The following is a 21,794-nucleotide window of genomic DNA, read 5'->3' on the forward strand; positions in this document are numbered from 1 at the left end:
GCTTGGCTGAATACTGCACGGGTGGGAGTCCGCAACTACCTCGTCGAAGGGGTCTCGGGCACGGGCAAGACGTCGGTGTGCCACGAGCTCGCCCGCCGCGGCTACCCGGCGATCAACGGTGACCGGGAGCTTGCCTACCAAGGGAACCCGGACACCGGTGAGCCCTTGGACGGTGCCGTGCACCAGCACCACATCTGGGATGTGGACCGGGTCCGGGCGCTGGTCGCCGACCACACCCAGCCGATCACGTTCTTCTGCGGGGGCTCGCGCAACTACGACACGTTCATCGACCTGTTCGACGGCGTGTTCGTCCTCAACGTCGACCTCGAGACCCTGCACCGACGGCTCGACCAGCGCGGACCCGACGAGTGGGGTTCGGACCCCTCGGCCCGTGAGCTCATCGTCCGACTCCACCGCACCAAGGAGGACATTCCCAGCACCGGCGTCGTCATCGATGCCACTCCCCCGCTGACCCAGGTCGTCGACGAGATCCTGCGCCACGTGGACCGCGACCTCTAGAGAACAGCCCAAACCCGGGCAGGTGGGGTGTTTGCCGCAAACCCTTGGCACCATTGCGGCGCCACCCCGGAGCGGATCACCATGGCTGCTGTGAGGGGGTGGTCACCGTGACCGCACAGTGGCACGTGGAAGGGCCCGCGGTGGCCGGGGCAGCGACGCTCGATGGTGTCTTCCAGGCCGTGATGACGGCCCAGAACATCCGCGCGGCATCGGTCGCCATCGCCTCGGGGCGGACGATCTACGCCAAGCGCGCGTACACCTGGGCCGAGCCGGGCAACCCGGTCACGACGACGACCACGACGTTCCGGCTCGCCAGCGTCAGCAAGCTGTTCACGGCGGCGGCTATCCAGCGGCTCGCCGACGAGCGCAAGATCGACCTCAACGCCTCCGTGTTCGGCTACCTCGGCCTGTTCGACCCCAACCCGCACGACACCAACAAGGACCTGATCACGATCGGGCAGTGCGCGACCAGCCTGAGTGGAATGCCGCACGACTACGACACGTCCGGCACGAAGCTGCGCGACATCTCGATCGGGCTCGGGCACCACGCCTCGATCGCCGAGCAGGCCCGGCACATGTACTTCGTCAGCCCACTCGCCTTCACGCCCGGGTCACCGCCTCCGGGAACTGGCGACACCGGATACTCGAACACCGCCTTCGACGTCTGCGCCGCCGTGATCGAGAAAGCCAGCGGCATGCGCTACGTCGACTACCTCACCAAGGTCGTGGCCCGTTCCATGGGTCTGTATGACGTCGCGGGTGCCCGGACGGCGCGTGGGGACCGGCTGCCGGGAGAAGTCGGCGGCTACGACAGCCCCGGCACGCTGTTGCCCTCGCAGCTCGACCTCGCGCCCACCGCCACCGAGGTGGACGTCTACGGCGGCGACTTCTACCTCGAGGGGCGACCCGCGAGCGGCGGGTTGCTGGCGAGCCCGGCCAGCGTGGCCCGCTTCATCGACCGGCACAACGTCTACGGGCTAGGGGGACGCAACAGCGGCACCCGGTACGGCACGTTCGTCGGCACCAGTGCAGGGGCCACGACGACCATGCCGACGACCGGCCGGTGGGACTTCGCCTGGGCGACGAACCGCGAGATCGACAACACGCTCAAGGACCAGCTGACCAACGGCATCGTCAGCTATCTCGGGACGTTCGGCGCGAGCCTCACCACCCCGTTCGACGTGGACGAGGGTTTCGCGATCCGCGGGGTCCTGCTGCTCGGGGGCTTCCGGACGCAGCACGAGCTCAACGCCATGTCGTACGAGGACATGCGCAACACCCTGATCGTCGAGATGTCCAAGCACAGCAACCAACCCATCGGCTGGTACCAGGGACAGGACGACGCCACGCTCGGGGGGATGGGCGCCGCGATGGTCTACCTGCGGCACACCGGCAGTCGGGACGACGCTGCCCTGCGACAGATGAGCGCCGACGACCAGCGCAACACCCTGATCGTCGAGATGGACGCGCAGACCGGGCAAGGGCGCGCGCTGCAAGGCTTTTCGACGCTCGACCTCGTGCTCATCGCTCTCGGCAGCGACCTGGCCATCCGCGGCCGGGTGCCGGGCCTGGTCAGCTCGTGGATCCGCGGTGTCCTGCTCGTGGGGCGGTTCCGGACGCAGCAGGAGCTCAACACGATGTCGCACGACGACATGCGCAACACCCTGATCGTCGAGATGACCAAGCACAGCAACCAGTCCACCGAGTCCTACCAGGCGCTGAACGACGCCCAGCTCGAAGGCGTGGGTGCGGTCATGGTGCTGATGCGCAACGCCCGCATCCGCGATGACGGTGCGCTGCGCCAGATGAGCGCCGACGACCAGCGCAACACGCTCATCGTCGAGCTCGACGCGCAGACCCGGCTCGGCCGCGAGCTGCAGGGGCTGTCCAACCTGGGCCTCGCCCGCACCGCCCTCGGCGACCGCCCCGCGATGCACTCCGGCGCCTGAGGCGCGGGTCAGGCGGAGTGGCCGGCCTCCATGGCGGCCTTGACGTCGGAGGCGTACTGACCCGAGCGCTCCTGCCCGGACAGGTCGCCGATCGCGTCCATGGTGGCGTCGGTGATCGCGCGCAGGAGCGCAGCCTTCTGGTACTGCGCCGAGAGCTCCTCGACGTCGATCGGCTTGCCGAACTTCACGGTGACCCGCGCCGGGCGAAAACCGTTCGAGCCGGAGGGCTGCACCTTGTCGGTGCCGATCACGGCGCAGGGCAGCAGCGTCGCCCCGGTTGAGAGTGCCATCCGGGCCACGCCGGTGCGCCCGCGGTGGAGACGACCGTCCGGCGAGCGGGTGCCCTCGGGGTAGACGCCGAACGCCTCGCCGTGCCGCAGCACCTCCTCTGACAGCTCGAGCGAGGCAGCCGCGGCCCGCGGGTCCTTGCGGTCGACGGGGATCGTGCCGGCCGTCGAGTGGAACCACCGCACCGCCGCCCCGCGCACCCCATTGCCCTGGAAGTACTCGGCCTTGCCCAGGAAGTGCACCTGCCGACCGGAGGCCAGCGGGATGACGATCGAGTCGATGAACGACAGGTGGTTCGACGCGACGATGAGCGAGCCCTCGCGCGGCACGTTCTCGCGACCCTCCACGTGCAGCCCGGTGAGCAGCTTCAACGGCGGGCCGATGAGGACGTAGCGCATCACGGCCCGGCTCACGGCGTCGTTCACCGCGGCCGTGCTGAGACCGCGCGCCCTACCCGGCCGCACGTCTCACTCCCACTCGATGGTGCCCGGCGGCTTGCTGGTCACGTCGAGCACGACACGGTTGACCTCACGCACCTCGTTGGTGATGCGGGTCGAGATCTTGGCCAGCACGTCGTAGGGGACCCGCGTCCAGTCCGCGGTCATGGCGTCCTCGGAGGACACGGGGCGCAGCACGACGGGGTGCCCGTAGGTGCGCCCGTCACCCTGGACGCCCACCGACCGCACATCGGCGAGCAGCACCACCGGGCACTGCCAGATGTCGCGGTCGAGACCGGCCGCCGACAGCTCCTGCCGCGCGATCGCGTCGGCAGCCCGCAGGATCTCGAGCCGCTCGGCCGTCACCGCGCCCACGATCCGGATCCCCAGGCCCGGGCCGGGGAACGGCTGCCGCCACACGATCGCCTCGGGCACGCCGAGCTCGAGACCGACCTGGCGCACCTCGTCCTTGAACAGCGAGCGCAGCGGCTCGACCAGCTTGAACTGCAGGTCGTCGGGCAGGCCGCCGACGTTGTGGTGCGACTTGATGTTCGCCGCGCCGGTGCCACCACCGGACTCGACGACGTCGGGGTAGAGCGTCCCCTGCACGAGGAACTCGACCGGGTGGTCGGAGTCGCCACGCGACCCCACGACGTCGCGCGCCGCCTGCTCGAAGACCCGGATGAACTCGCGCCCGATGATCTTGCGCTTCTCCTCGGGGTCCGAGACGCCGTCGAGGGCGGACAGGAAGCGCTCGCGGGCGTCCACGACGACCAGGTCCACCCCGGTCGCGGCGACGAACTCCTTCTCGACCTGCTCGGCCTCGCCCGCTCGGAGCAGGCCGTGGTCGACGAAGACACAGGTCAGCTGGTCGCCGACCGCCTTCTGCACGAGCGCGGCCGCGACCGACGAGTCGACCCCACCGGACAGCGCGCAGAGCACGCGCGAGTCACCGACCTTCGCGCGGATCGCCTCGACGAGCTCGTCGACGACGTTGGCGGCGGTCCAGTCGGGCGACAGCCCCGCGCCACGGTAGAGGAAGTTCTCCAGCACCCGCTGCCCGAACGTCGAGTGCATCACCTCGGGGTGCCACTGCACGCCATAGAGCTGTCGCTCGTCGTCCTCGATCGCGGCGACCGGCGCGCCGGCCGTGGCCGCCGTGACGGTCATGCCGGCCGGCGCCTCGGTGACGGAGTCGCCGTGGCTCATCCACACCGACTGCTCGTCGGGCTGGCCGTTGAACAGCGTCGACGACGTGTCGGAGACGTTCGCGGGCGTCGCGCCGTACTCCCCGAGCCCGGTGTGCGCGACCGTGCCGCCGAGCGCCTGCGACATCGCCTGGAAGCCGTAGCACATGCCGAACACCGGGACCCCGGCCTCGAGGACGGCCGGGTCGAGCGCCGGGGCACCCTCGGCGTAGACCGACGACGGTCCGCCGGAGAGCACGATCGCGGCCGGGTCCTTGGCCAGCAGCTCCTCGGTGGAGAGGGTGTGCGGCACGACCTCGCTGTAGACCTTGGCCTCGCGCACCCGGCGGGCGATCAGCTGCGCGTACTGGGCGCCGAAGTCGACGACGAGCACCGGCTTGGCCTGCAGGGGCGTGGTCGGCTCCTCCGAGCGCTCGGCGCCGGGGGCCTCCACCCGGTCGTCATCCTGGGCCTGGGTCACCACGTCGGCGGCTGCGGGGTCGCTCACGCGCACAGGTTACCGGCGCGCAGCAGCGAGCCGCGCCTCGGTCTCACCCGCGACCCTGCGCTCCGCCCAGAACGACAGGAACGGCACGACACCGGCCAGCATGACCAGCACCATGCGACCCAGCGACCAGCCCACCTTGAACCCGAGGTTCGCGGTCGCGACCAGGTAGACGATGTAGATGAACCCGTGCGGCTGCGGCCACCAGTCCAGCGCGTGGTTGTCGAACCCGTAGCGCAGGACCATCTCGAGCACCAGCACGAGCAGCCCCACGCCGACCACGAACGCCATCACCTTGAAGAAGCCGAGCGCCTTCCGGGCCGCCTCGGGGTCCTTGATCTCAGTCGCCTGTGTCGTCACGGACCGCATCCTCTCGCACCATCCTGAACCACATGAACGCGGCAAAGCCGCCGAAGATCCACCACTGCAGCGCGTATGCCGCGTTGCGCCACTTCAGCCCGCCCGTCACCTCGGGCGGCGGCACCCGTTCGACCCCCGCCGGGGCAGGGATCCCGACCCCGGCGCCGGTCCGCTCCGTCTGGGCGAAGACGAACGCGTTGTAGAGCTCGCCCGGCCACTCGTTGACCAGCGTCGAGAAGTCGATCGAGCCCCGCGCCTCCTGCGGCCAGGCCGGGAGTCCGGCCGGCGGGTCGGCCGGCGACTCCCCCGGGGCGAGCGTGCCGTCGACGGACACCGGCCCCGACGGGGGCTCGACCGGAGTGGTCGGGTCGAGCACGAACCCCCGCACGACGGCGAGCCGCGCTCCCGACTCGGTGACGTCGAGCGGCGTGACGACCCAGTAGCCGGTGCGGCCGTCCAGACGTCGCGGGCCGACGAGGAACTGGTCGGCCGCGGCATACCTCCCGATCGCGGTGACGGCCCGGTTCGACTGGTCGTTCGGAAACGCCTGGTGCGGCCTGATGACGGTGTCGACGAGGGCGGGGCGCGCCTCGTGCGCCTTGCGCAGCGCGTCGGCCAGGCCCTTGTCCTGGGCGACGTGGAGCTGCCAGAGGCCGAGCTGGCCGCAGGCCGCCATGATCACGAGCAGGAGTGCGAACAGGCCGAGCCACCGGGGCTTGAGGGCGGTTCGCAGCACCCGGTCAGGCTACGGGAAGCCTCGAGTCGTCGAAGACGAGGATGCTCCCGCCGTAGCAGGCGACCCACACCATCTTCCTGGTCGGCTCGTAGGTGATGCCGATCGGGTGGTAGTCGGTCTTCACCTCGTCGACCACCTCGAGGTCGCTGGTGCGCAGCTTGGTCACCGTCGACGACTCGTAGTTGACCGAGTAGATGGCGGCACCGTCGGGCGAGATCGCCATGGACCGCGGCTGGCTGCCGGTGCGGACCCACTTGAGGACCTTGCCGGTGCTGCGCTCGAGCTTGCTCACCGTGCCGTCACCGTTGTTCGTGACGTAGAGGTACCTGCCGTCGGGGCTCTCGACGATGTGCCTCGGGCCGTCCCCGGTCTGGGCGTAGGCGTGCACCGCGCGGCCCCGGAGGTCGACGCGGACCACCCGGTCGGAGCCCATCAGCGCGACGTAGGCGGTGCGGCTGTCCGGCGAGACGGCGACACCACGGGGGTACTTGCCCCCCAACGGGATCCGCGCCGTCTCCCGGCCCGAGGAGGCATCGATGATCGACAGGTCCCACGAGCACCAGTTGGTCACGAGCACGGTCTTGCCGTCAGGTGTCACGGCCACGTACTTCGGCACGGAGCCGACGGCGACCACCTTGTCGATCGCGTACGTCCTCGTGTCGATCCGGTAGACCGTGCTCGGCGAGGTGCCGTCGCCCTTGGTGCAGGTGTCGAGCCCCTCGGGCCCGTAGCCCTTGCCGTACATCGAGTAGTTCGAGACCCACGCGTAGCGGCCGTCGGGGGTGAAGGCCACCTCGACCGGTGACCCCTTCGAGGTGCCGGGGTGGCCCTTCACGCCGAACTCCGAGAGGTCGACCGAGTCGTCGATCGACTGCAGCCGGGCACCGTCCGCGCGAAAAGCCACGACGCTGTGCGTGTACATCATGTTCTGGGCGAAGACGAGACCCTGCTTGCTGGCCACCACCGACTTCGGGGTGAGTCCGCCGGTCAGCCTCAGCACCCGCACCATCGCCGTCTTCGCCGAGGGACCGGGGTCGCCCTGCGGCTCGACCGGGCTGGGCTTCGGCACGGGGATGCCGGGTCGCGACACGGCCGCCTTCACGGGCGTGGGCCGGGGTGCGGCGGCCTCGGCGGAGCCACCCGACAGGACGCCGACCAGCCGGCTGACACCCAGCACGCTCAGCGCGACGAAGGCGACGACGACCAGCAGCGCGACGCGCCTGCGGCGCACGTAGACGGCCTCGTTGCGCACCACCATCGCCACCCACCCCTTCCCGCCACGCCCTTCACCCGCACGGTATGCCGGGTCCGTGCGACCACCCCGAAGGCTCACCGCGCACGGGTGAAAATCGGTGTCGGGCTGTCGTGCCCACGGCATACCGTGGTGCCTCTGATGCAGACGATCCCGTTCCCCGACCCCGGCCGACCCGACACCCGCAGCACGGCGCGGTTCATGCTCTGGGTCGGGCGGCAACAGTGGCGCACCCAGGTGCTCGGGATGCTGGCGGGGATGGCGTGGATGCTGGCCATCGCGCTGGTGCCCGCCGCGGTCGGCAAGGGCGTCGACGACGGCATCGTGCCCGGCGACCTCGGCGGCCTGCTCCGGTGGGCCCTGGTCCTGATCGGGCTCGGCGCGGTCTGTGCGGTGACGGCCGCGATCCGGCACTACTTCGCCGTCTACAACTGGCTGTTCGCGTCCTACCGTGGCGCCCAGCTCACTGCCCAGGGGGCGGAGCGGGCCGGACCCGCGCTGACCCGCACCATGCCCTCGGGCGAGGTCGTGGCGGTCTTCGCCAACGACGTGATGCGGCTCGGCGGTCTCTACGACGTGATGGGCCGGTTCTCCGGCGCCGTCGTCAGCTATGCCGTCGTCGGGGCGATCCTGCTCGCCGCGTCGCCCGCGCTCGGGTGGCTGGTGCTGCTCGGCGGTCCGGTGATGCTGGCCAGCCTGAGCCTCATCGTCCGGCCGCTGCAGCGTCGCCAGGCCCGCCAGCGTGAGGAGGCCGGTCGCCTGACCACCCTCGGCGCCGACACCGTCGCCGGCCTGCGGGTGCTGCGTGGGATCGGCGGCGAGCAGACCTTCCTGCGCCGCTACGAGCAGCAGTCGAGCCGGGTGCGCGAGCGCGGGTTCCAGGTCGCCGGCATCCAGGCGGCGCTCGACTCCGCCGAGGTGCTGATCCCCGGCATCTTCGTCGTGCTGGTCACCTGGCTCGGCGCGCGTGAGGCGGTCACCGGCGAGATCACGGCCGGTCAGCTGGTGGCGTTCTACGGCTACACGGCGTTCCTCACGATGCCGTTGCAGACCGCCATCGAGGTGGTCGACCGCGGCATCCGCGCCCAGATCGCGGCGGGCAAGATGCTCCGCGTGATGGCGGTCCAGCCCGACCACGACGCCGCCCGCGCCTCGACCGCACCGGTCCCGGCGGACGACGCCGACCTCGTCGACCCGCTGTCCGGCACCGTGGTCCGTGGGGGACGGCTCACCGCGATCGTCTCCGCGCGGCCCGAGGAGTCCGCCGCCGTGGCCGACCGCCTCGGCCGACACGGACCCGGCCCGCACCAGACGACGTGGGGCGGCACCCGGCTCGATGACCTCGCGATCAACGACGTGCGTCGGCATATCGTGGTCAGCGAGCCCGACCCGCGGCTGTTCACCGGCGTGCTCCGCGACCAGCTCCGCGGTGCTGATGTCGGCGAGACTCAGGACGGTACCGGCGACCGTGCGGTGATGGCCGCGCTCACCACCGCGAGCGCCCTCGATGTCCTCGACGCCGTCGCCGACGGCCTCGACGGCACCGTCGAGGAGCGCGGGCGGTCCTACTCGGGTGGCCAGCGCCAGCGGCTCGCGCTGTCGCGGGCCCTGCTCACCGACGCCCCCGTGCTGGTGCTGGTCGAGCCGACCAGCGCGGTCGACGCCCACACCGAGGCCCGGGTCGCCGAGCGACTGGCCGAGCACCGCCGCGGACGCACCACGGTGGTCACCACCGTCAGCCCACTCCTGCTCGGCCAGGCCGACGAGGTCGTCGTCCTCGAGGACGGCCTGGCCACCCTGACCGGCACGCACCGCGAGCTGCTGGACCACCCGGCATACCGACACATCGTGATCCGCGGAGAGGAGGACGACCAGTGATCACCGACCACGCCCGCCGCACCCTGCCCATCGCCGACATGCGCGGCGTCTGGGAGCACACCCGCGGGCTCGCGCGCGAGCACCGCGGACTGGTGACACGGGTGCTCGGGCTGCACGCGTTCGCGGCCCTCGCGGCGCTGGCCGCCCCGTGGCTGGTCGGTCGGCTCGTCGACGTCGTCAGCGGGAGCCACGGCGACACCGGCACCGTCGACAAGATCGCCGTCGGGCTCGCGGTCGCGGTGCTCACCCAGACCGGACTGACCTGGGCGGCGCGGCGCTCGTCCTTCATCCTCGGCGAGACCGTCTTCGCGCAGCTGCGCGAGCAGTTCGTCGGGCGGGCGGTCAACCTGCCACTGTCGACCGTCGAACGCGCCGGCACCGGCGACCTGGTCGCGCGCACCACCAACGACGTCGAGGCGCTGTCGCACGTGGTGCGGTTCGGCATCCCGTCGCTGTTCGTCGCGTCGATGACGGTGCTGATGACGACCGTCGCGGCGTTGTTCACCTCGCCCCTGGCGACGCTGCCCATCCTGCTCGGGCTGCCGTTCTACTGGTTCTCCACCCGGCGCTACCTGCGGCACGCCTCCGACGGCTACCTCTGGGAGCGGGCCACCTACGCCCAGCTCAACGGCGTCATCGCCGAGACGGTCGACGGGGCACGCACCATCGACGCACTGTCCCTGACCGAGGTGCGTCGGGCCCGGTTCCACGAGGCGTTGCGCGAGTGCTTCCAGGCCGAGCGCTACACGCTGAGCCTGCGGCTGCACTGGTTCCCGTCGGTGGTGTTCGGCTACTACGTGCCGACCGCCGGTGCCGTGCTGTGGGGCGGCTGGCTGGCGATCAACGGCCACATCAGCGCCGGCGCGGCCACCGCCGTCACCCTCTACATCCACCAGATGACCAACCCGCTCGACGAGGTGCTCGGCTGGCTCGACGAGATCCAGGTCGGCGCGACCTCCCTGGCCCGGGTGATCGGCGTCGGCGACGTGCCGCCCGACCGGGTCAGCACCGGCGAGGAGCCGGCCGGTTCCGACCTGACCGTCGACGACGTCCGCTACGCCTACCGCCAGGGACACGACGTGCTGCGGGGTGTCTCGCTCGACCTGCGGCCCGGTGAGCGGCTTGCCATCGTCGGCCCCTCCGGCGCCGGCAAGTCGACCCTCGGACGGCTGATGGCCGGCATCGACGGACCCCGCGAGGGCAGTGTGGAGGTCGGCGGTGTGCCGCTCGTCGACCTCACGCTGGGCCAGCTGCGCGGTGAGGTCGCGCTCGTCACCCAGGAGCACCACGTCTTCGTGGGCACCCTGGCCGACAACCTCCTGCTGGCCCGGCCGGGCGCGACCCGCGACGAGCTCGACGCGGCACTGCGGGCGGTCGACGCGCACGAGTGGGCGGCCGGCCTGCCCGAGGGACTCGACACCCAGGTCGGCAGTGGCGGACACGTCCTCAGCGAGGCCCAGTCACAACAGGTCGCGCTCGCCCGGCTGGTGCTCGCCGACCCGCACACCCTGGTGCTCGACGAGGCGACCTCGCTGCTCGACCCGCGCGCCGCCCGGCACCTCGAGCGGTCCCTGGCGGCGGTCGTCGAGGGCCGCACCGTCGTCGCGATCGCCCACCGGCTGCACACCGCCCACGACGCCGACCGGGTGGCCGTGGTCGAGGACGGGGTGGTCAGCGAGATCGGCACGCACGACGAGCTGGTCGCCGCCGACGGCCCCTACGCCGCGTTGTGGGCCTCCTGGCGCGACCAGCCCGCCGCAGCCACCGGCGTCTCGGGTGGGGGCCCCGGCGGCCACTCCGAACCCACCGCCGAGTCCTGACGGACGAGAGTGCGGCCCGCGGACTGCTCCGGGAGGTCGCCCCGAAAGTTTCGAGACCTGCCGTAACCCCCGCTCATCGCCGTCGTTGTCTGGGTGGTGTGGCTGGAGACCCACCCCCCGGCTCGTCTCCAGCCACACCACTCAAGACGGTGGTCGACGCAGCGCAGGGGCGTGCGTCGCCCACCGTCTTTCTCAGATGGTGGCGCTCTCGTGGGTGTAGCGGGTCACGGCGGGGCGGGCGGCCTTGACGGCGTCGAGCCGCTGGTAGGCCGTGCCTTGCGCGGGGCGCGGGTCGGCCTCGCCCCTGTTGGGCCACAGCGACATCGCCCGCTCGGCCTGGGCGGTGATGGTCAGCGACGGGTTGACGCCGAGGTTCGCCGAGACGGCCGACCCGTCCACGACGTGCAGGTCGGGATACCCCCACACCCGCTGGTAGCCGTCGACCACACCACGCTCCGGGCTCGACCCGATCGCGACCCCGCCGAGGAAGTGCGCGGTGAGCGGGATGTTCGCGATCTCGCCGACGCTGCTGCCGGCGAAGGCCCGCAACCCGGTCGCCTGGCTCAGCCGCAGTGCGAGCGCCTGCATCGCCTGCTGTCCGGCGGGGATGTAGGTGGGGTTCGGCTCCCCGTGTCCCTGCCGCGAGGTCAGCCCACGCCCGCCGAACAGCCCGCTGGTGCCGTTGACGTGCAGCGAGTTGTCGCGCGACTGCATCACCAGCCCGATCACGGTCCGCTCGCTCCACCGGTAGGTGGACAGCGAGCGCGCGAACACCACCGGGTGCCTGACCACCTCGACGACGAACTGCAGCGGCCGCGGGAGCTCACCGCCCGGCACGAGGATGGTGGCCAGCAGCCCCATGGCGTTGGAGCCGGGTCCGTAGCGGCAGTTCTCGACGTGCGTGTCTGCGTCGGGATGGAACGACGACGTGATCGCGACGCCGCGCGACAGGTCCTGACCGGGCTTGACCTTCTCCATCATCACGCCGTTGACGGCCTCGGAGTTGGTGCGGGTCAGGTGCCCTAGCCGAGCGGACAGCCGCGGCAGCACGCCGGTCTGGCGCATCGCGTGGAGCAGCTTCTGGGTGCCCCACGTCCCCGCCGCGAACACCACCTGGTCCGCGGTGACGGTATGCCGTGCGCGCCGGAACCACGCGCCGGTCGCCTCGTGCGTCACGGCATACCCGCCCAGCCGGCGCGGGGCGACGCGGACGACGGTGCGCAGCGGCTCGATGGTGACGCCGAGGCCCTCGGCGAGCGCGAGGTAGTTCTTGACGAGGGTGTTCTTGGCGCCGACCCGGCAACCGACCATGCAGTTGCCGCACTGCGTGCAGCCGGTGCGGTCGGGCCCCGCACCACCGAAGTAGGGGTCTGGCACGCGCTTGCCGGGCATGCCGTAGAACACGCCGGTCGGGGTCTTGCGGAAGGTGTCGCCGACGCCGAGGTCCGCCGCGGTCTGGCGCATGACCTCCTCGACGACGCCCTCGCACGGGTTGGTCACGACACCGAGCATCGTCGAGGCGGTGTCGTAGTGCGGCGCGAGCTCGGACTGCCAGTCGGTGAGGTCGGCCCACTGCCGGTCGGCGAAGAACGCGGCCGGCGGCACGTAGAGGGTGTTGGCGTAGTTGAGCGAACCGCCACCGACCCCCGCGCCGGCCAGGATCATGACGTCGGGCAGGCGGTGCACCCGTTGCACGCCGAAGCACTTCAGCCTGGGCGCCCAGAGGTAGCGGCGCAGGTCCCACGACGTCTTGGCGAAGTCCTCGTCACGGAACCGGCGCCCCGACTCGACCACGTGCACGCGGTAGCCCTTCTCGGCGAGGCGCAGCGCGGTGACCGAGCCACCGAACCCCGACCCGACGACCAGGACGTCGTAGTGGTCGCCGCCTCCCGTCACGCGCGCCCCACTGCCTTGAGGACGCGCAGCGCCGCCGTCATCACCCGGGCGTAGGTCTCCTCACCCATCCCGGCGACGGGGGCGATCGGCAGGAGGTACTGGGCGGTGACGTTCTGCGACTCGGTGTACTTCAGGATGCCCTCGCTGCCGTGCCGCCGACCGACCCCCGACTGCTTCATCCCACCCATCGGGGACGCGACGCTCCCCCAGGCCGCGGCATACCCCTCGTTGACGTTGACGGTGCCGGCGTGGATCGCCGTGGCGATGCGGCGTCCGCGGCCGACGTCGCGGGTGTAAACGGCGGCGTTGAGGCCGTAGTCGGTGTCGTTGGCGAAGCGGATCGCCTCCTCGTCGCTGTGCACGCGGTAGATCGCGACGACCGGGCCGAAGGTCTCCTCGTCACGCAGTGCCATGGCGGCGGTGACACCGTCGAGGACGGTCGGCTCGTAGAAGTAGGGCCCGACATCGGGGCGGGCGCGTCCGCCGGTGAGCACCCGGGCACCCTTGGCCCGGGCGTCCTCGACGTGCGCCGAGACCCGCTCGAGCTGCTGGGCGGAGACCAGCGACCCCATGTCGGTGCCATAGGCCAGCTCCCGCCCCAGCGACATCTGCCCGACGGCGGCCACGAACCGCCGCGTGAACTCGTCGGCGACGGCCCCGTGCACCAGCAGCCGCTCGATCGAGATGCACAGCTGACCGGCCGACGAGAAGCAGGCCCGCACCGCGCCCTCGACCGCCTTGCCGAGGTCGGCGTCATCGGCGACGTACATCGAGTTCTTCCCGCCGAGCTCGAGCGAGTAGCCGACCAGCCGCCCGGCGACCGAGCCGGCCACCCGCCGACCGGTGTCGGTCGAGCCGGTGTAGCAGACGTAGTCGCTCAGGTCGACGACCGCCTGCCCGACCGTGGGCCCGTCACCGAGCACCACCTGCAGCACCGACTCGGGCAGACCCGCCTCGGTGAGCAGCTGGACCGCCTGCAGCGCGGTGAGGGAGGCCTGCAGGTCGGGTCGCAGGACGACGGCGTTGCCCGCCATGAGCGCCGGGATGGCGTCGGTGATCGCGAGTGACAGGGGGTAGTTCCACGGGCTGACGATGCCCACCACCCCGCGCGGGTGGTGGTGGACGGTGCTCTGGGTGAGCACCGGGAAGAGCCCTGCGCGGCGCCGCGGACGCAGGTATGCCGCCGCGGCGCGGGCATAGTGCCGCGCCACGATCGCGACGTCGGCGACCTCCTCGAACGCCTGGCGCCGGGTCTTGCCGGACTCCAGCTGCACGATGTCGAGCAGCTCGACCTGCCGCTCGAGGACGAGGTCGTGGTAGCGCAGGAAGATCCGCTCGCGCAGCTCCATCGGCGTCCGGGCCCAGGCGCGCTGGGCAGCACGGGCCGAGTCGACGGCGACGGCGACGTCCTCGCGGGTCGACACCGGCAGCGACGCGAGTGGGGCGCCGGTCAGCGGCGTGTGGCTGACGTGGTGCTCGGCCCGGGGGGCCGACACGACGCGCCGGGCGAGCCGGCGGACGAGCGCCGGGTCGACGGCATACGTGGCGGTGGGGTCGGTCTCGGGGTCGGCGACGACGTCGTGGGCCATGCTCGCAGCCTAAGCGCGGCGGCCTCTCCTTACCAGCAGTAAGTTCGCGACCTTCCCCACACCTCAGCTGCGCTGGTAGGGGGCGACCACGACCTCGACCCGCTGGAACTCCTTGAGGTCGGAGTAGCCGGTCGTGGCCATCGCTCGACGCAGCGCGCCGATCAGGTTGCTCTTGCCGTCGGCGGTGCGTCCCGGGCCGAACAGGATCTGCTCGAGCGGCGCCAGCGCCCCGACCTCGACCCGCTCACCACGCGGCAGCTCGGGGTGGTGCGACTCCGAGCCCCAGTGCAGCCCACGACCGGGCGCCTCGGTGGCCCGTGCGAGCGCAGCGCCGAGCATGACGGCGTCGGCGCCGCAGGCAACCGCCTTGACGATGTCACCGCTGTCACCCATGCCGCCGTCGGCGATGACGTGCACGTAGCGGCCCCCGGACTCGTCGAGGTAGTCGCGCCGGGCCGCGGCGACGTCGGCGATCGCGCTGGCCATCGGCGCGTGGATGCCGAGCGTGCGCCGGGTGGTGTGCGCCGCTCCTCCGCCGAAGCCGACCAGCACCCCTGCCGCTCCGGTGCGCATCAGGTGCAGCGCAGCCGTGTATGACGCGGCGCCACCCACGATGACGGGCACGTCCAGCTCGTAGATGAAGCGCTTGAGGTTGAGCGGCTCGGCCCGACCGGACACGTGCTCGGCGCTGACCGTGGTGCCACGGATGACGAACAGGTCGACCCCGGCGTCGACGACGGTCTTCCAGAACTGCTGGGTGCGCTGCGGGCTGAGCGCGCCCGCCACGGTCACGCCGGCCTCCCTGATCTCTCGCAGGCGCGAGGTGATCAGCTCGGGCTGGATCTCGGCCGCGTAGATCTCCTGCATCCGGGCGGTCGCGAGGGCCGGATCCAGCGTGGCGATCTCGGCGAGCAGCGGGGTGGGGTCCTCGTAGCGGGTCCAGAGTCCCTCGAGGTCGAGGACCGGCAGCCCACCCAGGCGGCCGAGGGCGATCGCGGAGTCGGGCGACACGACCGAGTCCATCGGGGCGGCGATCACCGGGATGTCGAAGTGGTAGGCGTCGATCTGCCAGCCCACGGACACGTCCTCGGGGTCGCGGGTGCGGCGCGAGGGCACCACGGCGATGTCGTCGAAGGAGTATGCCCGGCGGCCGCGCTTGCCTCGGCCGATCTCGATCTCAGTCACCGCGCAAGGCTATCGGCAGCCGACGGGTGCTCGGTCGCGCGTGCCCGTCCGAGCCAGAGGCGACGTCCCGTCGCCGGGTGAGGGGGGCGACCGGCGACGGGACGTCCTTGGATCGTCGCGACCGACCATGGTCCGTCAGCGACGACGTTCTGGGGCTCCCCTGCTGGACGAGATCTCGTCCGTTGCCCAACCCTAGGTGGCCGGTCCGCAGTGCGTATCACCCAGATTGCGTATGCCGCTCTGGACACCTCCCAGACGGGGCCGAGGACGCACCCGGCCGCCGGCCACCCGGCATACCGGGGCCGCTGTGCCGGCCCGACGGACGCGGTCAGCGACCGCTGTAGTTGGGCGCCTCGACGGTCATCTGGATGTCGTGCGGGTGGCTCTCCTTGAGCCCCGCCGACGTGATCCGCACGAACTGTCCACGGGCCTGGAGCTCGGGCACGGTGTGCGCCCCGACGTAGAACATCGACTGGTGCAGGCCGCCGACGAGCTGGTGGACGACGTTGCCGAGGGGGCCGCGGTAGGCCACCTGCCCCTCGATGCCCTCGGGCACGATCTTGTCGTCGCTGGAGACGTCGGCCTGGAAGTAGCGGTCCTTGGAGAACGACTTCTTGCCGCGCGAGGCCATCGCGCCGAGCGAGCCCATGCCGCGGTAGGACTTGAACTGCTTGCCGTTGACGAAGATCAGGTCACCGGGCGACTCCTCGCAGCCGGCGAGCAGCGAACCCAGCATCACGGTGTCGGCGCCGGCGACGAGCGCCTTGGCGATGTCGCCGGAGTACTGGAGGCCGCCGTCGCCGATGACCGGCACCCCGGCCGGGCGGCAGGCGAGCGACGCGTCGTGGATCGCCGTCACCTGCGGCACGCCGACGCCGGCCACCACACGGGTGGTGCAGATCGAGCCCGGGCCGACCCCGACCTTGACGGCGTCGACCCCTGCGTCGACCAGCGCCTGCGCACCCGGGCGGGTGGCGACGTTGCCGCCGATGACCTGGACGTGGCGGGTGGCCGGGTCGGACTTGAGCCGGCGCACCATGTCGAGGAGCAGCCGGGCGTGGCCGTTCGCGGTGTCGGCGACCAGGACGTCGACCCCGGCGTCGACCAGGGTGGTCGCGCGCTCCCAGGCGTCACCGAAGAAGCCGATCGCCGCACCGACGAGCAGGCGACCGTGGTCGTCCTTGCTCGCGTGCGGGAACTGCTCGGACTTCACGAAGTCCTTGACGGTGATCAGCCCGGCGAGGCGACCCTCGTCGTCGACCAGCGGCAGCCGCTCACGCTTGTGCTGGCGCAGCAGCGCGGTCGCGTCCTCCCGCGAGATGCCGACCCGACCGGCGACCAGCGGCATCGGCGTCATCACGTCACTCACCCGGGTGGTGGCCCACTCGGCGACGGGCGTGAAGCGCAGGTCGCGGTTGGTGATCATGCCGAGCAGGTGGTTGCCCGGGTCGACGACCGGCAGGCCGGAGACGCGGTACTCACCGCAGCGGCGGTCGAGCTCCTCGAGCGTGGCGTCGGGACCGATCGTGACCGGGTTGCTGATCATGCCGGTCTGGGTGCGCTTGACGAGGTCGACCTGGTAGGCCTGGTCGTCGATCGACAGGTTGCGGTGCAGGATGCCGAGGCCGCCCTGGCGGGCCATCGCGATCGCCATCCGCGACTCGGTGACGGTGTCCATCGCCGCCGAGACGAGCGGGATGCGCAAGGAGATCTCGCGGGTGAGCCGCGCGGTGGTGTCGACCTCGGACGGGATCACGTCGGTCTCGCCGGGCAGGAGCAGGACGTCGTCGTAGGTGAGGCCGAGCTTGCCGAAGGGGTCGTGCGGCTCGACCTCCGGGGAGGGGGCGGGTGCCGGAGCGCCTGCGGTGGCATCGGCAGGAGCGGGCTCCTGCAGGCGGTGACGGTCGGAGAGGTCAACACCAAGGCTCATTGCCCAATCGTAACGGCCCGTCCGGGCCGGGTCGGACCGGCCCGCGCGGCGCTGGTCACGGCCAGTTACGGCGAGTCATGTCCAAGCCTTGTCCACCATCTGGGACGGCTGTCGTTCGTGTGAACGCCCTTGAACAAGTCCTTACGTTCCGGCCCTGTTTCCGCAGGTCACACAGCGATAGCGTCCGAGACGTGCGGCAAGGCGCCGCGGGGAGAAGAGGACGACATGGCTGAGTTGTCACGGCTTCCGGGACCTGTTGCCGACCTGTGGAACTGGCAGCTCGAAGGCTCCTGTCGACAGTTCAACCCCGAGGTCTTCTTCCACCCGGAGGGAGAGCGTGGCCCGGCCCGTCGGTCGCGAGACTCGCAGGCCAAGGAGGTCTGCCTCTCCTGCCCCGTCCTCAAGCAGTGCCGTGAGCACGCGCTCCGGGTGCGCGAGCCCTACGGCGTGTGGGGCGCGATGACCGAGGACGAGCGCGAGCAGCACTACGCCGGCCACACCGTGCCCGCCGCCAGCTGACCGGCGACCTACACTCGGCTGCGTGAGCAGCCCCGCAGCGCCCCTCGAGGTCCCGATCCGCGACGAGTCCATCCGGCTCGGCCAGCTGCTCAAGCTGGCGGGGGTGGTCGACGACGGCGCCATGGCCCGGTCGGTGATCGAGCTCGGTGAGGTCACCGTCGACGGTGCCGTCGAGACCCGCCGCGGTGCGCAGGTGCGCCCCGGCCAGGTCGTGACGTATGGCGGTCAGTCGCTGACCGTGGTCAGCGACACCTGACCCTCGCCGTCGCCTACTCATGCAAAAGGCGAGTTAGCGCCGCCGTCGCTAACTCATGCAAAAGGCGAGTTAGCGCCGCCGTCGCTAACTCATGCAAAAGGCGAGTTGGCGCCGCTTTCGTCGCCCACTCATGCACAAGGCGAGTTAGCGCCGCCGTCGCCCACTCATGCACAAGGCGAGTTTGCGCCGCCGTCGCCCACTCATGCACAAGGCGAGTTAGCGCCGCTGCCGCCGCCCGTCGGTCACCTCACGGGAAGCGGTCCAGCGGACCGGTGATGGCGTCGACGGCCGGTGGGTCGAGGACGATCGTGATGTGCCGCTGGCCGTTCACGTGGAAGTGCGGGAGGCACTGGGGCGACGACGTGAGCCACACCCGCTGCCCTGCCGTGGTGACTGCTCGCAGGACGTAGGTGAGCGGCAGGTGCGCCTCGGCGTTGCACCCGGGGTCCAGGGCCGCGGTCGTCCCGGTGCGGGCCAGGCTGGCATTCAGCAGCGCGAGGTCTCGCTCACCGAACGGGCCCCGTCGCGGGTACAGCATCGTGGGCACGGTGTCCGAGGTGACCGCGAGCGGGTCGATGGCCGGGTAGGTGCACGACGACGCGGACGCGAGCACCGTCCCCTTCGGCAGCTCGACCGGGTTGGAGTCGGGGTCGTGCAGCGCGGACGGGCAGGTCGGGTAGTCGTCGAGGGGTGGCAGGGCGGCGGACCAGTCGGCGGACTGCTCGGCCAGGCCGACGTAGTAGGAGTCGAGGAACACCCAGCCGTCGCAGAGCAGATCGGTGTTGAGGTAGGTCCTGGCCTGTCCCTGCCGGTCACGGACGCTCACGGTGAACGCCGGACCATGCGGCCGGTCCCCGCACTTCTTGGCGTCCGGGTCACTCGCGAGCCGCCAGTTGAGGAGGTCGAGGGTGGCCGGGCGAACGACCGCTTCGTCGGGCGGCAGCGAGCCCGGCCAGACCGAGTCGCCTCCGACCAGGGCACAGACGAGCACCGCGTCGGCCCGCTCGCTGAGCGGCGAGGCGGGAACGCCGCCCAGCGGGCTGATCGTCGACTGGAGCTCGGGGCACGGGTTGATCGGCCGGCTCTGGCTCGGTGACGGCACCGCCGGCTCGGCCGCGCGGTTGCGGAACACCCCCGAGGCGCCGACGCCGACCACCGCGACGACAACGGCGGCGCCGGTCGCCACGGCCGCTCGGCGCAGCCGCCGGGTGCTGATGGCTTGCCGCCGGGCCGCGACCGCCAGGTCCGAGGTGTCGAACTGTTCCGGGACCGCGGCGTGCATCGCGTCCCTCAACCGGGTCTCGAGGTCAGTCATGACGGGCCCCCTCGTCGACGAGCAGAAGTGGACTGTGGCGCAAGGTGGCGAACGCCCGCGCGCACTGGCTCTTGATGGTGCCGACGCTGCACCCCAGGAGCTCGGCGGCCTGTGCCTCCGTGAGGTCCTCGAAGTAGCGCAGCACCACGGCGGCGCGCTGGCCGCGGGGAAGGGTGGCGAGCGCGACCAGCAGGTCGCGTCGCAGCTCGGTGACGTCCTCAGGGGCGGGGCCGGCGGCGTTCGTGGGCTCCGGCAGGACCTCGGTGGGGTACTCGGCGTTCCACCGCCGACGCCACCAGGCGAAGTAGGTCGTCAGCATCACCTTGCGGACGTAGGCGTCGGGTCGGCCGTCGCTGTCGCGGGCGACCCGTGACCAGTGCGGCCACACCTTCGCGAGCGCGGTCTGGACGAGGTCCTCGGCCCTCTGGTGGTCGCCGGTCAGCAGCCACGCGGTGCGCAGGAGGTCATGGCCTCGGGCTGCGACGTAGTCGTCGAAGCCGGGCGGTACCGCGGCTCGTTCCATCACGACCACCTCGTCCCGGCTCGGCCTCGTCTTCACACTTGTCAGAAGCGGCCGGGCGCCCTCTCAGGTTGTCAGCCACGGTCGACTTTCGCCTCCACCGTCGCGAACTCGTCCGGCGCCTGAGGTCTGGGAAGGGAGGCGCGACGCGGGGCCGGTTGGCTACCGGGCGACGAGGAGGCTGCGCAGCATGTCACCGGTCTGGTCGCTGAGCGCCCAGGTGTCCCGTGGGCGCCAGTCGACCGAGAGGCTGTCGGGGCAGCTGCCGCTCAGCTCGACCAACCGGCCCTCGAAGGTGCGCGCCTCCACGACGAACAGCGCGCCGCTGGCCGGACACACCGTGGCGGTCTGGGCGCGCGAACCGGACCGTCTCAGGTCGGCGTTCAGCTGGTCGAGCTGCGGCGAGCCCATCACGTTGGCGCGGACCGGGCGGAACTTCGGCAGCTCGCCCGGCACCGGCCTGGGGTGCAGGCACGCCGTGGCTGCCTCGAGGACGGTCCCCCGCGGCAGGCTCGGGCGCGCCGAGCCGGACGCGTCGGTGGTGCGACCCAGCACCGACGGGCAGCCGAGGAAGATGTCGTCGATGGATCCGGCGGCGCGCTGGTCCAACACGCCTTGTTCGGCCAGCGCCGTGTAGTAGCTGGCCAGAGCCGGCCAGCCGTTGCAGGCCAGACCTTCGTTCGCGTAGGCGCGGACCGTTCCGTCGATGCCCTGGAGCAGCAGCCGGAACGCCGGCCCGGTGGGCAGGGCGGGACACTCGGCGCCAGCCGTTCGGGGCGCCAGCACGAGTGCGTCGACGGCGAGCGGGGCACTCACCGGTGCGTCCGGCGGCAGGAACCCCGACCACACCGAGCCCTCGTCGGTCTGGGCGCACACCAGCACTGCTGCCACGGTCCGGCTCAGCGGCTCAGCGGTGACGGCCGGGGGCACCGGCGTCGCGGCCGAGGTCCGACAGGTCACGGCGGTGGCCGTCGGGGAGGGGACCGGCGTGACCCGGTTCGGTTCTCCGGCTGCCAGCAGCCCGCCGACCGCCACCGCAACAACTAGGGCAACGGCAGCGAATGCCCAGCCGCGCACCCCACGCCAGCGGGCGGCATACGGGCGGGACTGGTCGAGCAAGCCGGCCACGGAAGGATCCGGTGGTGGCAACAGCTCGAGGGCTGAGCGCAGGCTGTCCTCGTCGAGGCCGAGCCGGCCGCCCACCCGGTCGAGCGCGTGCACGCGGTGGCGGTGGGCGGTGGCGACGACGTCGTCGAGAGCGGCCGCCACCTGAGCGTCCGAGAGTCCGTCGAAGGTCCACAGCACCAACGCCACCCGTTCGCGGGGGCCGAGCTCGGACAGGGCGCTGAGCAGGTCCGCGCGCGAGGGCGGGTCGGCCTGGGGAGTCGCCGGGGCGGCACTGCCGGGTCGGCGGTGGTGGTGCCGGAGGTAGCCGGCGACGACCGCGCGCCGCAGCTCCGCGTCGTAGGAGCCGGCGCCGACCTGCGAGAGACGGTGCCACTGCGGCCAGCTTCGGCGCAGCGTCGTCCGGACGAGCTCCTCGGCCGCACGGTCGTCGCCCACCAGCAGCCAGGCCGTCCGCAGCAGGTCGCTGCCCCGCGCGACGACGTACTCGTCGAAGCTGGGAGGTTCGGCGAACCGCTCCGCCATGGT

At 71.6% G+C, this 21,794-nt stretch carries 18 protein-coding genes; 6 read left to right on the forward strand and 12 right to left on the reverse strand.

What is annotated here, in order from left to right; genetic code table 11:
* The first annotated feature begins 21 nt into the window (after positions 1-21).
* Positions 22-519 carry an AAA family ATPase gene (locus BLQ34_RS10630; protein ID WP_091785069.1) on the forward strand — a complete coding sequence of 166 codons (498 nt, stop codon included), beginning with the start codon at positions 22-24 and terminating at the stop codon, positions 517-519.
* A gap of 107 nt (positions 520-626) precedes the next feature.
* The gene (locus BLQ34_RS10635) at positions 627-2,468 is read left to right on the forward strand and encodes a serine hydrolase domain-containing protein (RefSeq protein WP_157692993.1); all 1,842 of its coding nucleotides are present in this window, start codon (positions 627-629) and stop codon (positions 2,466-2,468) included.
* Between the two features lie 8 nt (positions 2,469-2,476).
* Here BLQ34_RS10635 and BLQ34_RS10640 read toward each other — a convergent pair whose 3' ends face one another.
* The 5 genes from BLQ34_RS10640 to BLQ34_RS10660 form a co-directional block, all read right to left on the reverse strand.
* Positions 2,477-3,181, reverse strand: coding sequence for a lysophospholipid acyltransferase family protein (locus tag BLQ34_RS10640; RefSeq protein WP_231961039.1), 705 nt, complete (start codon positions 3,179-3,181; stop codon positions 2,477-2,479).
* Positions 3,182-3,223: 42 nt separating this feature from the next.
* The gene (gene guaA / locus BLQ34_RS10645) at positions 3,224-4,834 is read right to left on the reverse strand and encodes a glutamine-hydrolyzing GMP synthase (protein ID WP_269457334.1); all 1,611 of its coding nucleotides are present in this window, start codon (positions 4,832-4,834) and stop codon (positions 3,224-3,226) included.
* A 63-nt stretch (positions 4,835-4,897) separates the two neighbouring features.
* Complete coding sequence (locus BLQ34_RS10650; protein ID WP_231961549.1) at positions 4,898-5,176, reverse strand: DUF3817 domain-containing protein; 279 nt, start codon at positions 5,174-5,176, stop codon at positions 4,898-4,900.
* A 49-nt stretch (positions 5,177-5,225) separates the two neighbouring features.
* Positions 5,226-5,981, reverse strand: a complete 756-nt coding sequence (locus BLQ34_RS10655; RefSeq protein ID WP_091785079.1) for an SURF1 family protein — start codon at positions 5,979-5,981, stop codon at positions 5,226-5,228.
* A gap of 4 nt (positions 5,982-5,985) precedes the next feature.
* The gene (locus BLQ34_RS10660) at positions 5,986-7,314 is read right to left on the reverse strand and encodes a beta-propeller fold lactonase family protein (protein WP_157692994.1); all 1,329 of its coding nucleotides are present in this window, start codon (positions 7,312-7,314) and stop codon (positions 5,986-5,988) included.
* Between the two features lie 60 nt (positions 7,315-7,374).
* On the opposite strand from BLQ34_RS10660, the gene BLQ34_RS10665 reads away from it, so the two are divergent.
* Both BLQ34_RS10665 and BLQ34_RS10670 read left to right on the forward strand, forming a co-directional pair.
* Positions 7,375-9,111, forward strand: a complete 1,737-nt coding sequence (locus BLQ34_RS10665) for an ABC transporter ATP-binding protein (protein ID WP_091785085.1) — start codon at positions 7,375-7,377, stop codon at positions 9,109-9,111.
* 38 nt (positions 9,112-9,149) lie between these two features.
* Positions 9,150-10,931 carry an ABC transporter ATP-binding protein gene (locus BLQ34_RS10670; RefSeq protein WP_091789822.1) on the forward strand — a complete coding sequence of 594 codons (1,782 nt, stop codon included), beginning with the start codon at positions 9,150-9,152 and terminating at the stop codon, positions 10,929-10,931.
* A gap of 192 nt (positions 10,932-11,123) precedes the next feature.
* On the opposite strand, the gene BLQ34_RS10675 is transcribed toward BLQ34_RS10670, so the two are convergent.
* From BLQ34_RS10675 to guaB, 4 genes are all read right to left on the reverse strand, one after another.
* On the reverse strand, positions 11,124-12,827 hold the full coding sequence (locus tag BLQ34_RS10675; RefSeq protein WP_091785088.1) for a GMC oxidoreductase: 1,704 nt from the start codon (positions 12,825-12,827) through the stop codon (positions 11,124-11,126).
* Complete coding sequence (locus BLQ34_RS10680) at positions 12,824-14,416, reverse strand: succinic semialdehyde dehydrogenase (protein WP_091785091.1); 1,593 nt, start codon at positions 14,414-14,416, stop codon at positions 12,824-12,826. Before BLQ34_RS10680 ends, BLQ34_RS10675 begins: the two co-directional genes overlap by 4 nt.
* Before the next feature lie 63 nt (positions 14,417-14,479).
* The gene (locus tag BLQ34_RS10685; RefSeq protein WP_091785094.1) at positions 14,480-15,601 is read right to left on the reverse strand and encodes a GuaB3 family IMP dehydrogenase-related protein; all 1,122 of its coding nucleotides are present in this window, start codon (positions 15,599-15,601) and stop codon (positions 14,480-14,482) included.
* 328 nt (positions 15,602-15,929) lie between these two features.
* Positions 15,930-17,531 (reverse strand): IMP dehydrogenase, encoded by a 1,602-nt coding sequence (guaB, locus tag BLQ34_RS10690; RefSeq protein WP_091785097.1) that lies wholly within the window; start codon positions 17,529-17,531, stop codon positions 15,930-15,932.
* Between the two features lie 225 nt (positions 17,532-17,756).
* Here guaB and BLQ34_RS10695 point away from each other — a divergent pair, with 225 nt between their 5' ends.
* Positions 17,757-18,050 (forward strand): WhiB family transcriptional regulator, encoded by a 294-nt coding sequence (locus BLQ34_RS10695; protein ID WP_091785100.1) that lies wholly within the window; start codon positions 17,757-17,759, stop codon positions 18,048-18,050.
* 22 nt (positions 18,051-18,072) lie between these two features.
* On the forward strand, positions 18,073-18,306 hold the full coding sequence (locus tag BLQ34_RS10700) for an RNA-binding S4 domain-containing protein (protein ID WP_091785103.1): 234 nt from the start codon (positions 18,073-18,075) through the stop codon (positions 18,304-18,306).
* Positions 18,307-18,553: 247 nt separating this feature from the next.
* Here the strand turns inward: BLQ34_RS10700 and BLQ34_RS10705 are convergent, their stop codons facing one another.
* From BLQ34_RS10705 to BLQ34_RS10715, 3 genes are all read right to left on the reverse strand, one after another.
* Complete coding sequence (locus BLQ34_RS10705; protein ID WP_091785106.1) at positions 18,554-19,621, reverse strand: hypothetical protein; 1,068 nt, start codon at positions 19,619-19,621, stop codon at positions 18,554-18,556.
* Positions 19,614-20,144 (reverse strand): SigE family RNA polymerase sigma factor, encoded by a 531-nt coding sequence (locus BLQ34_RS10710; protein ID WP_091789825.1) that lies wholly within the window; start codon positions 20,142-20,144, stop codon positions 19,614-19,616. Before BLQ34_RS10710 ends, BLQ34_RS10705 begins: the two co-directional genes overlap by 8 nt.
* Positions 20,145-20,303: 159 nt before the next feature.
* Positions 20,304-21,791 (reverse strand): SigE family RNA polymerase sigma factor, encoded by a 1,488-nt coding sequence (locus BLQ34_RS10715; RefSeq protein ID WP_157692995.1) that lies wholly within the window; start codon positions 21,789-21,791, stop codon positions 20,304-20,306.
* Positions 21,792-21,794 lie beyond the last annotated feature (3 nt).

It is taken from the genome of Pedococcus dokdonensis (genome assembly GCF_900104525.1).
Classification (GTDB): Bacteria; Actinomycetota; Actinomycetes; order Actinomycetales; family Dermatophilaceae; genus Pedococcus; species Pedococcus dokdonensis.

Coding starts and splice junctions, on each gene's coding strand:
- BLQ34_RS10650 (WP_231961549.1), bottom strand. CDS start 5,176: ATGGCGTTCGTGGTCGGCGTGGGGCTGCTCGTGCTGGTGCTCGAGATG.
- BLQ34_RS10665 (WP_091785085.1), top strand. CDS start 7,375: ATGCAGACGATCCCGTTCCCCGACCCCGGCCGACCCGACACCCGCAGC.
- BLQ34_RS10670 (WP_091789822.1), top strand. CDS start 9,150: ATGCGCGGCGTCTGGGAGCACACCCGCGGGCTCGCGCGCGAGCACCGC.
- BLQ34_RS10680 (WP_091785091.1), bottom strand. CDS start 14,416: ATGGCCCACGACGTCGTCGCCGACCCCGAGACCGACCCCACCGCCACG.
- guaB (WP_091785097.1), bottom strand. CDS start 17,531: ATGAGCCTTGGTGTTGACCTCTCCGACCGTCACCGCCTGCAGGAGCCC.
- BLQ34_RS10695 (WP_091785100.1), top strand. CDS start 17,757: ATGGCTGAGTTGTCACGGCTTCCGGGACCTGTTGCCGACCTGTGGAAC.
- BLQ34_RS10705 (WP_091785106.1), bottom strand. CDS start 19,621: ATGACTGACCTCGAGACCCGGTTGAGGGACGCGATGCACGCCGCGGTC.
- BLQ34_RS10710 (WP_091789825.1), bottom strand. CDS start 20,144: ATGGAACGAGCCGCGGTACCGCCCGGCTTCGACGACTACGTCGCAGCC.
- BLQ34_RS10715 (WP_157692995.1), bottom strand. CDS start 21,791: ATGGCGGAGCGGTTCGCCGAACCTCCCAGCTTCGACGAGTACGTCGTC.